This is a genomic window from Psychromonas aquatilis (assembly GCF_038155185.1).
In the GTDB taxonomy this organism is placed as follows: Bacteria; Pseudomonadota; Gammaproteobacteria; order Enterobacterales; family Psychromonadaceae; genus Psychromonas; species Psychromonas aquatilis.
This window is the reverse complement of record NZ_JBAKAZ010000014.1, coordinates 45,319-61,166: the sequence shown is the minus strand read 5'-3', so window position 1 is coordinate 61,166 and position 15,848 is coordinate 45,319. Positions and strand designations below refer to the sequence as shown.

The 15,848-nt window shown below is 38.2% G+C and carries 10 protein-coding genes; all 10 read right to left on the bottom strand.

The features are described from left to right. Positions 1 to 1,210, bottom strand: a 1,210-nt coding sequence (locus V6256_RS05725) for an immunoglobulin-like domain-containing protein (protein ID WP_341597114.1), incomplete at its 3' end; no start/stop codon positions are given. A 154-nt stretch (positions 1,211 to 1,364) separates the two neighbouring features. Continuing rightward, positions 1,365 to 2,819, bottom strand: a complete 1,455-nt coding sequence (locus tag V6256_RS05720) for an HlyD family type I secretion periplasmic adaptor subunit (protein ID WP_341597113.1) — start codon at positions 2,817 to 2,819, stop codon at positions 1,365 to 1,367. Further along, on the bottom strand, positions 2,816 to 4,948 hold the full coding sequence (locus V6256_RS05715; RefSeq protein WP_341597112.1) for a type I secretion system permease/ATPase: 2,133 nt from the start codon (positions 4,946 to 4,948) through the stop codon (positions 2,816 to 2,818). The genes V6256_RS05720 and V6256_RS05715 overlap by 4 nt, the downstream gene beginning before the upstream one ends. A 59-nt stretch (positions 4,949 to 5,007) precedes the next feature. Further along, positions 5,008 to 6,834, bottom strand: coding sequence for a TolC family outer membrane protein (locus tag V6256_RS05710; RefSeq protein WP_341597111.1), 1,827 nt, complete (start codon positions 6,832 to 6,834; stop codon positions 5,008 to 5,010). Positions 6,835 to 7,251: 417 nt separating this feature from the next. Next, positions 7,252 to 8,271 (bottom strand): threonine-phosphate decarboxylase, encoded by a 1,020-nt coding sequence (locus tag V6256_RS05705; RefSeq protein ID WP_341597110.1) that lies wholly within the window; start codon positions 8,269 to 8,271, stop codon positions 7,252 to 7,254. Positions 8,272 to 8,394: 123 nt separating this feature from the next. After that, on the bottom strand, positions 8,395 to 9,312 hold the full coding sequence (cbiB, locus tag V6256_RS05700; protein ID WP_341597109.1) for an adenosylcobinamide-phosphate synthase CbiB: 918 nt from the start codon (positions 9,310 to 9,312) through the stop codon (positions 8,395 to 8,397). A gap of 5 nt (positions 9,313 to 9,317) precedes the next feature. Then, entirely contained in the window at positions 9,318 to 9,926 is a 609-nt protein-coding gene (locus V6256_RS05695; protein ID WP_341597108.1) for a histidine phosphatase family protein, read from the bottom strand. A gap of 196 nt (positions 9,927 to 10,122) precedes the next feature. Beyond that, positions 10,123 to 11,289: a sirohydrochlorin chelatase gene (locus tag V6256_RS05690; RefSeq protein WP_341597107.1), complete on the bottom strand. Its 1,167-nt coding sequence runs from the start codon at positions 11,287 to 11,289 to the stop codon at positions 10,123 to 10,125. Positions 11,290 to 11,368: 79 nt separating this feature from the next. Further along, the gene (gene bluB / locus V6256_RS05685; RefSeq protein WP_341597106.1) at positions 11,369 to 12,028 is read right to left on the bottom strand and encodes a 5,6-dimethylbenzimidazole synthase; all 660 of its coding nucleotides are present in this window, start codon (positions 12,026 to 12,028) and stop codon (positions 11,369 to 11,371) included. Further along, positions 12,025 to 15,846: a cobaltochelatase subunit CobN gene (gene cobN / locus V6256_RS05680; RefSeq protein ID WP_341597105.1), complete on the bottom strand. Its 3,822-nt coding sequence runs from the start codon at positions 15,844 to 15,846 to the stop codon at positions 12,025 to 12,027. The genes bluB and cobN overlap by 4 nt, the downstream gene beginning before the upstream one ends. Positions 15,847 to 15,848 lie beyond the last annotated feature (2 nt).

The window sequence follows — 15,848 nt, the reverse complement described above, 5'->3', positions numbered from 1 at the left end:
CATTATCTAATGTCACCACTAATGGCGTATCGACTGGAGCATTGTCCACCGAGGCACTAATCGTGATCTCACCGCCTTCTTCAACGGTTGGGTTATCTAAGCTGATGGTGGTGGTTGCAACTGAATCGGTAACAGTAATAGTCGATATTGCAGAAATATCTAATAACTCATAATTCCCACCTGTTGAACTAGAAATACTAATATTTTCAATACTGTTATCAATGTAACTATCATCGGCATTTGTGTTACTGAAAGTGACACTGCCAGTCGTCTCACCTATCGCAATGGTAATTATTTCACCGTTGCTAAGCATTAATATTAATGGTGCTTTTTGAGGGGCATTATCGACAGTAGCAGTCAAAGTAATATCTTCACCTTCAGTAACTGTTGGGTTATTTAAGCTAACTGTTGAAGTATTTTCTGTATCAATAATTGTTACGTTCGATGTAGAAGAGGTATCTAGCGTTTGATATTTTCCGCCATTTGCTGAAACAATAGAATACTCTATTACCTCACCATCAACATAAGCGTCTTCGCTGTTAGGATTAGTAAAAGTAACACTGCCTGTTGTTTCTCCAACTGCTATTGTTAGTATTTCACCATTATTCAAAGTTAATATTAAATCATTAATAACAGGGGCATTATTTACTGATGCAGTAATAGTTATATCGTTACCTTCATAAACGCTACTATCATCTAAAGTCACTAAAGAGTCACCATTAGCTTCAAAAGTGTTGGAGTCTCCCCCTGCGGTCTCAATCTCCTCATCGCGCTCAACAAGCCTGTTTGGTAAATTAAGCGTTAATGACTGTATAACTTCCGCTATTCTAGCTACCGATAAGTAGTTGATACCATCAGCTTCAATAATTTCACCGATTCTAACTAATTGTACAAAATTATGACCTTCGTGTATTAAAACAGTGTTTTCTTGAACATTACTATTATTCGTATCATCAATTATTAGGTTAAACTCTGGAGGTGCAGGTTCAATCGCGGCATTACTTGCATTCAATACATTCGTTGTTTGTTCACCAATGAAGCTAATAACTTGATTGTTACCATAATCAAGCTCAACCTGCGCATTATCAGAAACAATTAATGTTTCATTACCAAGTAAAGTATCACCTACTTTCAATTCACGCTTTTCACCTTCAGGAGAAACAGCCCATACTTTACCTGTAACTAATGTAACAATAATTGATGCGTTCATATTAACCTCATTAAAGCTTTTTATTTTTTAGCTTAAAATATAATAATTGGGTACAAAGACATATTTGCAATATGCTCTATGAATAATGTAAAGAAACGATTACTTTTACTAAAGTGTTTAATCCATATAAAAAATTCAATACTGCATTAACATTTTAACGTTCACTCAAAGAGTTTGCCTTTGCACGTAAAATAGGTTTCAGTAAGTACTCTAAAACGGTTTTTTTACCGGTTAAAATATCTAGTTGGACTGTCATCCCAGGAATAACAGCAAACTTTTCTACTGCTTTAATATCATCTGCAGCAGCCCTCACTAAATAATAAGTGTTATCTTTTTCATCAGTAATACTATCTGCACTAATGTGTTCAATTGTTGCAGATAATCCACCGTATATAGTAAAGTCGTAAGCATAAAACTTGATCGTCGCTGGTAAACCAGGATGAAGAAAAGCAATATCTTTAGGTGCAATTTTAGCTTCTACTAGTAATCGATCGTCATTAGGAACAATCTCTATAATCGAACTACCAGGCTGAACCACACCACCTATCGTGTTATAGAGGATACGTTGGACGGTACCATTTACCGGTGAGCGAATTTCTGAATATTTAACCCTATCCGCAAGCCCATCAATATTCTTTTCTAAACTACTGCGCATACTGGTTGCTTCGCTAAGTTCTGCTCGCCATTGGTTTCTCATGCCTAGCTCAACTTCAGCAATACGAGCTTCAGCTTCTTTAACACCAGACTCAATTTGACGGAGACTTGCTCTTGCTTGACGTCGCTCTCCATTAGCAAATGCAGTATCACGTTTCAATCTCAATACTTCAACTTCAGAGACGGCGCCAGACTTAAGTAATGGTGCTGTTACAGATAACTCTTGATTAGATAAACGATAAGCTTGCTCAGTTGAATTCAATTTTGCGCGAGCTTGATCTAGCTCCCTTAAGCGCTGTGAATACTGGTTTTGAGCAATCGCTAATCGTTGCTTTAATTCATTAACACTGGACTGGTAATAATCCAACTCTCGATCAGCAAGTTGCTGTTCTGATAAAGTTAAATTGTCTGCAAAATTTGGCTGATAAGGTTCTTCGTTAATTAATGCTTGTAAGCGATCTATTTTTGCATTTAATGCAAAAACTTTAACTTCACCTTCTTGAAAGTTAGCAATAAAACGGGTCGGATCAATTTTAACTAACAAGTCATTCTGCGATACTTGATCCCCTTCCTTTATAAATACTTCTTCAACGACACCGCCATCAACAGCTTGTATTATTTGCAACTGCTTAGATGGGATAACCTTTCCTTCCCCTCTTGTCACTTCATCTATTCTGGCAAATCCAGCCCAGACTAAAAGCATAGTTAAGGCAATGGCAACGCCATATAGTAAACCTCGAGCATTTAACTCTTTTTGACTCTTCTCAACTTGCACTGATGATTTTCTCCAGTCATTAGAAAAACTTGAAAAACCAGAAAAAAATGGCTTGAATAGACGATCTACCCAACCTTTCCCAACAACACTTACAACGGACAAAGAGCCTATTTTCTCAAAGGCAAATTGTTCAAGTGACTTGTCTTTTTTAGTCGTGGTTTCAGTATTGCTTTTACTCATCCTTTACTTCTCTGAACAGTTCCTTTCTCTAACGCTTTTAATACCACTTCTTTTTTACCGTCAGCGACAACTCGACTTCCATCTAAAATAATCAAGCGTTCAACAAGATGTAACAATATTGTTCTATGTGTAATCAAAAGTAATGTTTTACCTTTGGTTGTCTTCAATAGAGCATTACCAACATGATTCTCCATAACACTATCCATGGCACTGGTTGGTTCATCAAATAAATAAATTGAACGCTCTTGTACTATTGAACGAGCAACAGCGATGCCTTGTCGCTGCCCGCCTGATAGTTTTCTGCCTGCTTCACCAACTGGCATCCCTAATCCATCAGCATGATCACCAACTAATCGGCTTAGGCCAGACATTTTCACTGCATCTAATATGGCGCTTTTTTGAGGAGTGCGGACACCTAATGTAATGTTATCGTAAATACTGCCATTCAAAAGCTCAATGTCTTGAGGGATATAGCCTATTGCTTGCCTTACCTCAGAGATATCTAACTGCTCTATATGGATACCATCTATAAAAATATTGCCTTCCGTTGGTTTATATAAACCTAAAATAAGCTTTTCAATGGTACTTTTTCCGGATCCTGTTTGCCCAAGAATAGCGACATGTTCACCCGCTTTAATAGTGAAAGAGACATTGTTTAATGCAGGTGTTTTTTCTTCTGGATAAGTAAAGCTCACGCCTTTAAATTCAATATCTCCACGAATAACTGAGTGACTAACAATTTGCTTTTCAGTATCGCGTTCTTGCTCATTTTCCATAATAGTTTGCAAAGAATCTAGCGCCGTGGCAGCTTGATGATATTGCGTTAAAAGAGAAGCAACTTGAGAGACAGGAGCCAATGCGCGAGACGATAACATGTAAGCAGCGATCAACGCTCCTTGACTCATATTACCGTTTATAATTTCATAGACACCGATGATAATCATCAAGATCGCGACTGTTTGTTGTACCCAAGAAGCGGCAACGCCAACAGAACCACCAAGTAAACGTTGTTTACCAGAACATCCAGATAAATAAACGGTTGCCTGCTCCCATAAAGCCTGCATTCTTCCTGTTGCATTAAAACTTTTTAATGTTTGTGCTGTAGATAAGCTTTCAATCAATCCAGAGTTACGTTGAGAGCTAGCTTGGCTTGAAAGATCGGCCAACTCCTTCATACGCCCATGTACAGAAAGCGCATAGATTAAAACAACAATTGCACCAACCAATACCGGTATGGCCATATAAACAGAAATGATGGAGATAATTAAAATAAACAATAAAAAGAAAGGTAAATCAATCAAGGAAACTACAATCATAGAACCAATAAATGATCTAACAGATTCAAAGGATTGAACATTTGAAGCAAAAGATCCAATTGAACCAGGCGCTTTTTCCATTCTCATGCCTAAGATATGTTCCATAATATCTGCAGACATAATGGTATCGGCTCTTTGAGCAGCTAACTCAACAAACCAACTACGTAAAACACGTAAGGCTAAATCAGCACAAACAATAGTAAAAGCACCAACAGCAAGTGCCCATAATGTATCCGTAGCAAAGTTTGGCACAACCCTATCATAAACATTCATCACAAATAGCGGCATTGTCATGGCTAATATATTAATGAATAAAGCAGCGATCAAAACATCACGATAGACGCGTCGATTAGCAAAAATAACGCCCCAAAACCAATGCTTATTATTACGAGTTTTATCTTCTGTTTCTTTAGATGAATTAACTTTAAATTCTAAAGAGCAAAAAATAGCTGTTCCAATGAAATTAGCATTTAACTCTTCTAAAGAAACTTCCTGCAGCTCCATCCCCAATTCAGGGATACGAACAAATGCTTTTTTTGCACTCAGATCAACTTTTTCAAGTAAACAAGCACTGTTATTATTCTGCAACAAAATGCAGGGTAAAAGACTTTCATTTACCCTGTTCAAGGATTTGTGCATGATATTGGCATTAATACCAATACGCTTTGCAGCTCTTTTTATTAAAGCAGGCGTTAACTTATTATCGACTAAAGGTAAACCATCTAATAATGCATCTCGACTTGTTGCAATACCATGAGAGTCAGCTATATATAATAAACAACTACTCAGTGGATCATCTAAGTTAATCTCCATACGATTAATTTACCCTTTAATCTATTTTTAGCCTATCCTGCATTAATTACAGAGCGTTTTTATTTACGTTTAATATCTAGCTTAATTTCTACACGTCTATTCTGACTTCTTCCTTGAGCTGTATTATTGGAGGCAATAGGTTGGTTTGCTCCAACGCCCATTGCACTAATTATTTTACTTTCGATACCAGAATCAATGAACAAATCTTTAACGACTGTTGCACGATCCATTGATAGAGAACGATTAAACTCATCACTACCTGTTGAATCAGTATGCCCAGTAATATAAATAGCATTAACATTCGCTTGGTTTAATAATATTTTATCAGTTAACTGCTTGATTTGACTGTAAGCAGTCCCCTTAAGCTCTGAACTAGAAACATCAAATAAAGCATCACCAGATAAAATTATCGGTTTAGATAATTCAGCTGGTTGAGTATATTTAACTAGATCCAATTCGCTCTTAGGATCAATTGCACAATAGATACTTTTATCTTCGATTGTTTGTTCAGAGAAAGCATCGTCTAAATTAGGAATTTTTTCCGTTGATTCAGATAAACTAGACAGTAATAATCCCATGCTTTCTAACGTTTCAAGCTTAGCGACCTCTAAATCAAATTGCGCATTAACATAAGATCTCTCTGATTGATAAGCTTCATTTTCCGAATCTAATACATCTAATAAAGCACGACGTCCGATAGTGTATTGTTGATAATAAGCTTCTAATACCTCATTTGAAGATAGGTAATGTTTATACAAAGAGTTAATGCGTGTAGAAACATTGATTATGTCAGTGTAAGCAATAGTTGCGGTTTGACGTAAATTAACACAAACATTATCTCTGATACTTTTTGCTTGATCGATACGATCATATGCTGCTTTTTCACCAGCTCGATCGCTACCGCCATTATATAAGTTATAATTCATTCTTAACTCAATAACGCTTTCTTTACCGTAATCTCGTGGGTCGGTACGCTCATCAAAACTATTATCATTTTTATAAATAGCATGGCTAGCCCCCAACTCTATTGTTGGATAACGGTTGGCCTTGCTTGCATCAAATGATGCTTTTGCAGAGTGGATACTTTCATATGCAGAATATAATTCAGGATTATTATCGTAAGTCGTACTTAATACATACTCTAAGTTTTCAGGAAAAAGGTTATTTGGTAACTTAAATTCAGCCATTTCATCAAGTGGTAGCCTGCCAACCAATCTTAAGAATCGAGAAGTTACACTTTGAAGATTTGCTGCTTCTGTTATCAAGTTTGATTGAGCAAGTGCGACACGCCCATCAACTTGTTCCTTATCAGCTCCATTACCAACACCGCTAGCAGTTCTCTGGCTAACAAGTTTTTGAATTTCAATTGTTTTCGCTAGGTTTTTCTTACCAAGCTCGACCATCTTTCTATAACGTAATACATCTAGGTAAGCTAAACTAGACTCAAGAGCTTTGTCTTCAGCTTCGGCTAAAACATCATAGTACAAGGCTCTACTTTCGTGCTCAGCCTTTCTTAGGTTATTTCGGACACTAAAGCCATCGAACAACATTTGTGTTAGCGAGATTTCAGCACTATTTCTATCATAACTACCTCGGCTGTCGAACTCTCTATCAGCGATACCAACAGCACCAGTTAAATCTAATGAAGGTAAATACCCACCAAAAACCGCTCTTGCATCATCTTGAGATGCTAAAAATGCTTTTAATTGACTATTGATTGCAGGATTCGTATCTAATGCTTGTTTGACAGCCGCTCTTAAAGTATCAGTTTCAGCAATCGCGTTACTGGCATAACCAAACATTAAAAAAGAAGATGCAACTCCTACCAATAGGTCTCGTTTAATTAAACCAATAAATTTAGTTTTAAAAATAGAACGCTTTTCCATGCAAATTAACTCCATACAAATTTTATTAATAACAAGCAAACCTCAAAACCTACTTAAATAGCAAAGTAGATAATCGAAGTTAATTTAATTGACAATAATTTACCTAGCTTTCCTGTCCTAACTAATTCAACTAACTAGAACAATATTATTGACTGCATAAACTTAATTAGATGTTAAATAAAAGCGAATACTTCAGCCAACTTATTGTTTCTATTATATAATTAGACTCTTTTTAATACGAGCCTTTATTTCCCTGACATTTATTTGTCACAAAAATACCCCTAAGTAGATAGCTACAAATCAATTGTGCGATATGAATCACAAAATATTCAGTATTATAATAAATAATATTGATATTAATTTAATAATTGCAGTTTTTAAGGCAGCACCTTGCATCAGGAAAATAGCAATTTAAAGTCACAAACTGATAATTAAAATACTTTTTAGTTCTATAAATTGCTTAGGCTCGGCAATACCAATACGCAATGCATCTTGTTCATCAGTCAAGCGAACATAGACAGCACTTTCACAAAGTCGTTGGTAGATTTGCTTAGCATTTTCCATGAATACAGTTACAAATAAGGCATTGGTTTTGATACGAGCGGTAGGGAAATAGGTTAATAATAGTTGATGCATTTTTTCACTTTGGCTTTGTAATCTATCCTTTTGTAGGATTTGCCAACTTATATCCTGTAAGGCTTGCTCGGCAATAAATAATGCAGGGCCATTAATTGACCAAGGGCCAATACTTTCTTTAATGATATCTCGCCATATTTCAGTGGTGCATACAAAGCCAATACGGATCCCAGCTAAACCAAAGAACTTACCAAAGGAACGAAGTACGATCAGATCCTCATATTCATTGTTAATATGAGGAATAAAACTAAACTCAGGAGGGAAAATATCAGCAAAGGCTTCATCAATAATCAGTAATGCTTGCTGCTGCTGACAATGTTTTCTTAATTGAGTTAATTGCTGAATAGAAAAAGTATCAGTAAGTGGATTATTTGGATTAATCACTACTACAACACTATTTTTTTCGATGTTATCTGGTAATACACCTTGATAAAAATGTAATTGATACCCGGCTAGAGACCAAGCTCGTTGATGCTCTTTATAACCGACTTTAGGCAAGTAAGCATGCTTTACTTGAGCTGATTTAATCGCACTATTTTTGTCATTCCAAAGTGAAGGTAGTTTTTCGATTAATTGTTGACTGCCAGCAACCGGCCAGCAGAATTCGGCTTGGTAATAACCTTGTGCAGCAGTGATCAAAGACGGTGAAATAGTAGGAAGGTCTTGCCATATTTTTTCTGGAATTTCAGGAATAGTGTAACTAAATGGCGCTATCCCTGTTGAAAGGTCTAACCATTCTTGTTCAGGAATTCCGAACTGCTTTGCGACTTTACTTAGTTGCCCCCCATGGATAATTGCCATTCTTTCAATCAACCTTATATACGTATTTTATGTCATATTAATCAGGATAATTAACTGATCTATTTTACTGGTTAAAATAACTTATTTCTTCGTTGTAATTTTCACAAATAGAACAAGTATAAATCACACTAAACATAGCCACAAAGCAACAACCACTAGCCAAAGCAATACAGCTTGCTTCACTAAGGTTAGACTCAATGCGATATGTTTACCTTGCACAACTTCACCTTCACCTAGCTGAGGAGAAACCACTGTTTTACCAAAATAAACCGCACTGCCGCCTAAACAAACTTGTAAAACTGTTGCACCTGCCGCCATCACCCAACCACCGTTATGGCTTTTATAGTCTCGACTCTGTTGATAAGCGTTATTTAATGCCTGTCGTGCAGTCCCATTAAATAACCCTATGATGACGAATAATAAGGCTGTGATTTTAGCGCTAATAAAACCTAATAAATCGTCAATACGCGCACTGCATTTACCAAAGTAGTTAAACTGTTCATTTCGGTATCCCCACATTGCATCAAGCGTGTTACTTAAACGATGCACAATAACCAATGGCGCTCCGCCTAATACAAAATAAATTAAGGTAGCCGTTACCCCATCATGTCCATTTTCTAACATGGATTCAGTGGTTGCTCGGCTAATCGCTTGAGCGTCAAGTTCGCTGGTATCACGACTTACAATGTAAGAGCAAAAATGCTGTGCTTGTGGTAGATCACCTTGACTTAAAGGAAAGTATATTTGCATACCGTGCTGGTTCAAACTATTTAATGCCACGGCCCAATACACAATATAAATATTAATCAGAAATATCAGATAAACCGGTAAAGTCCAGATTAAAATAAAGTAAATGAACGGCACGGGTAAGACTAATATCGCCCATCCAAGTATGCCTTTGATAAAACGTTGTTTTGAGGTGCCTTTATTTAATTTTTTCTCAATTAAATTTGCTAAATTACCAAATAATATTAATGGATGATAACGATTAGGTTCACCAATAAAGTGATCGATAAGCAAAGCCATTATCAGTGTAGACAACACGCTCATAAGCTTGAAAAAGTACCTGATTCTGGATCGTAACTTAATGCAATAAGCTCTGCATTTTTGTAGTCATAGCCAGTGCTTGCGATCTCTTGAGACTGTGAATTTGGAGTGAGGCTAGGAACAAATTGTGCCATGAAACAACGTAAAATATCACCATGAATAATAATTAAACTAACGTCTTTCGCTGCGCTTGTTAGTTCTTTTCTTAATGTGTTCTCAAAGCGCGCTAATAGCTGCTTTGAGCTTTCGCCTTGTTGCGGCTTACAGTCAGTAATCTGAGAAGTGATCTCATTATAATCACTTAACGTGTTGACCTGATAGGTGTATTTACCTTGCCAATCACCAAAATGGCGTTCTTCGAAGCCTTTTATTTGTATCGGTGACAGCTGTAAAATTTGCCCACAAATATCAGCAGTTTGTACTGCTCTGCCTAATGGAGAAGTTAAGATTTGTGTGATATTTAATGTACGGCATTGCTCAGCTAATAATCTAGCTTGTTGTTTACCTTGAGCTGTAAGAAGACTGTCTAGTTGACCTTGAATACGCTTTGCAACATTCCATTCAGTCTGTCCATGACGGGCAAGATAAAAAATAGTTTTGTTATTCAATGTGAACTCTTATATTGATAAAGGTAAAAGGTTGAGACAATTATAATGGTATTTAATTCAACGAGCTTAGCAAATATAAGCTGTTAAAATAAGAGCATAATATACATGGCTTATTGAGGAGTAAACAGTTATCAAAAATTGTTGATAACTGTTTATTATTAAGCGTAAGTGGTGACTCAATTATTTATTGAGGCCACTACTTGCGATGTGCTAATGCTTCACCTTTAAAGCCATTTTCGATACGCTCTTTTTCCTCATCTAATAACTCTTGAGGGAATTGGCTCATAAAGCAATTACAAATACCTTCACCGATCATCGTTCTTGGGCCTAAAGGATGAGCAATGTGCTTATACACGCCATGGCTATGTGGTTCTGCATGACTGTGACCATGTGCATGGCCGTGATCATGTGAATGGCTATGGTCATGTGCATGACTGTGATCGTGCGAATGACTATGGTCATGTGAATGCTCATGGTTGTGCGCTTCAGGATCTTGGTACTCAGCATGGTGATGATGAACATCCACTTCGCCTGCCGCTAAACGACGCTTGAAGGTTGCCATTAAGTCTTCACCCTGTACTTGTTGTTTTTCCATAATATTACGTACACGAACCTCAAAGGCATCAATCACTTTATCGTGATCACGTAGGTACGGTGTGTTAATGAATTCAACTTCTGGGTTTTCTTTAGCTACTTTATCAATATATCCAGAAATACGTTTAATTAAACGCCCCGTGAACAAGAAGTAAGGCGCAACAACAATACGCTTAAAGCCAAGTTTTAATAGCTTCTCAAGCCCAACACCTACTGATGGATAAGTCACACCAGAGTAAACGGTATCAGCCCAACCAAAGCCCATGTTTTCACTAACAATACGCGTTAATTTAGCCGCTTCTGCATTTGCTTCAGTATCTGAAGTACCACGTCCCACAACCACCAGCATCGTATCGTAAAGTTCTTTAGGTGGATTATCTGCATCCAATCCTAATGACTCATAAATACGCGCTTGAAAGGCATTGATCATAGGTTGTTGTAAACCTAACTCTTGACCGTAGGTTACTTGTAAACCCGCATTTTTTTCTTCAAAAGTGGTTAATACAGATGGAATGTCATTTTTAGCATGAGTCGCCGCAAATAACATACCTGGTACTGCGTATATATGGTTAACACCTTGCGCGATTAGACTATTTAATCCCATGTGGATATTGGGTGCTGAATACTCTAAAAAACCATATTCAATAGGCATATCAGGAAAACGTTTTTTTAACCCTTCTGCGACTAATGAAAATTCAACTTCAGCATCTTTATCACGACTACCGTGACCACATACCATAATACCTTTTTTAACTACTTGTTCATTCATTTTACATCTCTTTTCTTGTCTATATTTATGCTGAGCTGATTCGGCTGCCATGGTACCAATAGCCATAAAAACAGCAACGTTAACTTTTACTTTTTTCTTGCCATTTATTTTCAAATAAAAAGCTTTCTATTGGCGCTGCTTCACCCCATTTTTGTTCAATTAGCATTGGTTTTTCATAAAACTTTTCAACATGTCCGATACACAAAATTGCAATCGGTCGGCTGTCGCCAGGCATATCTAATAAATTGGCTAATTGAACTGGTTCAAATAAAGAAACCCAACCCAAACCAATGCCTTCTGCTCGAGCGGCTAACCACATATTTTGAATGGCACATGATACCGATGCTAAATCCATATCTGGCATGGTGCGTCGTCCAAACACATGCTTTTCACGGCCGTCAGGTAATGCAACAACAATCAATTCTGCACATTCAGCAATTCCTTCTACTTTTAACTTTAAGAATTCACTTTTGCGGTCATCTAATAAGTCAGCAGTAGCAGTTCGCTCTGCGGCTACCAGTTGTTGAATATCAGTTTTTAGCGCAGCGTTAGTCACACGTATAAAACGCCACGGCTGCATTAAGCCGACACTCGGGGCTTGATTTGCGACGGTTAATAAACGTAACAATAAGCCTTCTTCCAATGGTTCTGGGCTAAAGTGACGCATATCACGGCGTTCTTTGATTACTTTATAAATTGCCTGCTTTTCACTTTCTTGATAACTGTGCTGGCTCTTCATGACTTACTCTCTTGCATTTCATCACACTGTAACAATAAGTCTTGTAGCTTTTCTTGATACTCATCAGGTGCTTGCCATAAACCACGTTGCGCCGCTTCCATTAACCTTTCTGCCATTTCTTCCATTATTTGTGGATTATTATCTTTCAAAAACTGTTGGTTCTCTTGATCCATCAATAGCGTATCGGTCACTTGCTGATATTGATAATCGGCTATCAAATCAGTAGTAGCATCGTAAGCGAACAAATAATCGACTGTTGCCCCCATCTCGAAAGCACCTTTATAACCATGCTCTCGCATTGCCTCAATCCATTTCGGGTTCAATACGCGTGAACGTAACACTCGGTTTAATTCTTCTTTTAAAGTACGAATAATCGGCTTACTTGGGTTGCTATGATCACTGTGATAAATAGTTGGCGCTTTGCCAGAATAAACTTGAGCTGCGTTACTCATACCGCCTTGAAATTGATAATAATCATCAGAGTCGAGTAGATCGTGTTCGCGGTTATCTTGGTTTTGTACCACCACTTCAATATTGCTTAGCCTATCTAAAAAGGCTTCTTTGGCCTGCACGCCATCTTTATCGCTGTTGCCATAGGCGTAACCGCCCCAGTTTAAATATGCTTCTGCTAGGTCACTTTTTTCTTCCCAGCAACGCTCATCAATTAAACCTTGTAAACCGGCACCATAAGCACCTGGTTTAGAGCCAAAGACACGATAACTTGCTTGTCGCTTTGCTTGTTCAACAGCCATGCCGTCAGCAATTAATTGTGCTTCACGCTGTTGAATATTATGCTGAATTAAGTTGCCATTACCCGGCTCTTTAAGTTCACTAATCGCTACTACAGCAGCATCAAAAAGTGCCATGACATTGGCAAAGGCATCACGGAAAAACCCAGAGACACGTAAGGTTACGTCAACGCGAGGTCGGCTCAGTAATTGGAAGGGAATGATTTCAAAATCTACCACGCGATGGCTCCCTTCAGCCCAGATCGGTTTAACCCCCATTAGCGCAAAGGCTTGCGCGATATCATCACCACCAGTGCGCATTGTTGCCGTTCCCCACACCGATAACCCCAGTTGTTTAGGATAATCACCTTCTTCTTGTAAGTGACGATTAATCAGTGCTTGTGCTGATTGTTGGCCTAATATCCAAGCCGCTTTTGACGGAATGGCTCGGTTATCCACTGAGTAAAAATTACGTCCTGTCGGTAAGGTGTCTAATCGGCCACGAGTAGGTGCGCCACTTGGGCCAGCTTCAATAAACTTACCGTCAAGTCCATCTATAATCGCACTCAATTCATTTTCAACACTTTGTTGTAAGGCTTTATGGATAGTTTGCTGCGCATAAGTGAGTAAGGCATGCGTTGCGGGAAACTCAATTAACTCAGCGAGATCATTATCTGCTAATAAATTGTCTGTTAATAAACTATCTGCTAATAAGTATTGTTGTACCCACTTCAAAGCCAGCAGTTCTAAACGCTCGCGGGTATCAGCCGTGCTTCGCCATAATGAATCACAGACAGTCGCCAATAAATCAGGCTTAGGGCCAGTCCAATTTTCACGACCTGCGCTTAATGGGTCAAACAATTCTCCATCAAGCAACAATGAAAAATCACTGACTAAACAGTGTAAAATACCTTGGTTAATGTGCCCTTCCCCACGTGGTAAACGTAATAAGGCAATTAAGGTATTTGCGATTTTATGGTTCTCGGGTAATTCCCCTAAAATATGCAAGCCATGGCGAATTTGTGACTCTTTAATATCACACAAATAAGTATCTAATTCTTCTAATACTTGGTTATCATCACCACGTGCTGCTTCATTTAATTCATCTAAGATATTGGTGCTTTGTACTTTCTCTAAAATTTGTTCTCTAAGCCATACTTCACGTCGAGTATCTAATCCTTGCGCTTGATAATATTCATCCACCAAGCCTTCTAATTCTGCCATGTCACCATAGGTTTCGGCACGTGCCATCGGCGGCATAAGGTGATCGACAATTACAGCTTGCGTACGACGTTTAGCTTGCGCCCCTTCCCCGGGATCATTGACGATAAATGGATAGAAATGTGGCATTGGACCTAATACCGCATCTGGCCAACACTCGTTAGACAATGCTAAGCCTTTACCGGGTAACCATTCTAAATTACCGTGTTTTCCCACATGAATAACTGCATTCACTTGGTAAGTAAAACGTAACCAAAAGTAGAAGGCTAAGTAGTTATGCGGCGGAACTAAATCAGGATCGTGATAGTTGGCTAATAAGTCGATATTAAAACCACGCGCAGGTTGAATACCTATAAAGGTTTCACCTAAACGGATACCGGCGATCATTAATCGCCCATCACGACATTTAAGATCATCTTCTGGTTGCCCCCAACGTTCGGTAATCGCTTGTTGGCTGGCTAACGGTAGTTCAGCAAAATACTTTTTGTATTCGAACAGAGAGAGGCTTTGCCAACAGGCCAAATGATGTAAGGTATTTGGGTTATTTGTAACGGATTGTAATAGTTGTTCAATCAGTTTATTTCCGTTCTCAGGCACCTCGCTAATCGGATAACCTGCTGTTTTTAAATTGGTTAATATATTAACTGTTGAATTCGGGGTATCTAACCCTACGCCATTGCCTATTCGCCCATCTTTTGTGGGGTAGTTTGCTAAAATTAAAGCAATGCGTTTATCTTGATTAGCCGTTTGAGATAACTGAATATATTTTTTAGCTAGCTCAATTACAAATAGCGCACGCTCTTGATGTAATTGATATTGCACTAAGGAGATCTGTGTTTTTTCATCATAAAATGCTTCACTTTTGAAGCTAATCGCACGTGTTAATACTTTACCATCCATTTCCGGTAAAACCACTTGCATGGCGATATCACGACTGCGTAAACCTTGTTTATAATCTTGCCAATCTTCTAAAGTACTACTTGATAACACTACCTGCAGAATAGGAATATCAAGGTCAAATATACGTGTAAAGCTATTTGGCTGAGAACTTAATCCGGGTGTGCTTACTGTGTTTGATGCAAACCCTGTAGAGTTTAAAATCAGACGACAATCATGCTCAACCAACAACGTATTAACGACTTTCATGGCCTGTGGATCTTTTAGTGAGCTGATCACGATTGGGAGCGGATTTAAGCCCTTTTCTGACATTAATTCGATCAATTGATCGAACATTTTACAGTTTGCAGACTGTAAGTGACTACGATAAAACAGTAATGCGGTAACTTGTTGCCCCGCTTTCCATTGTATCTTTTGTTGATTGTAAAATTGCGCGACAGGTAAAAAATCTGCTTCTGAAGATACGACCGATAAATCAAAAAACTGCTGATTTAAAAAGGTAAATAATTGCGCACTATTTTCAATGCCACCCGCTCGACAGTATCGCCAAACCTGATGTTGAACTTGTCCTGACACAGTTGATAATTCGATTAACTCGGGATCGATATTATCGTCGCCAGGCACTAAAATAAGATGGCGATTAGGTGCTTCTTTTGACCAACGAATAAGCCCTTCCACACCGTATTGCCAATAAGCTTTGCCACCTAATAGCGACACCACCACCACCTGCGTTTGCCCAAGGACTTTATCTTCATAAAGGTCGAAGGCTGCTGGCTTTAATAAGTTAGTCCAATTCACTAAACGCGTTTCTACTAAAGCATGAGCTTCAGTCGCTGTTTGGTATCCAGCAGAAAGAGCAGTTAATTGACTATCGGCGGCGCTGAACACCACTAAAGGCGCTGGAGATTGTGCTAAATCGACAATCCCCTCTTGTTCAACAAACCCACCTGGTTGTGCTGCTAATAGGTGCATTA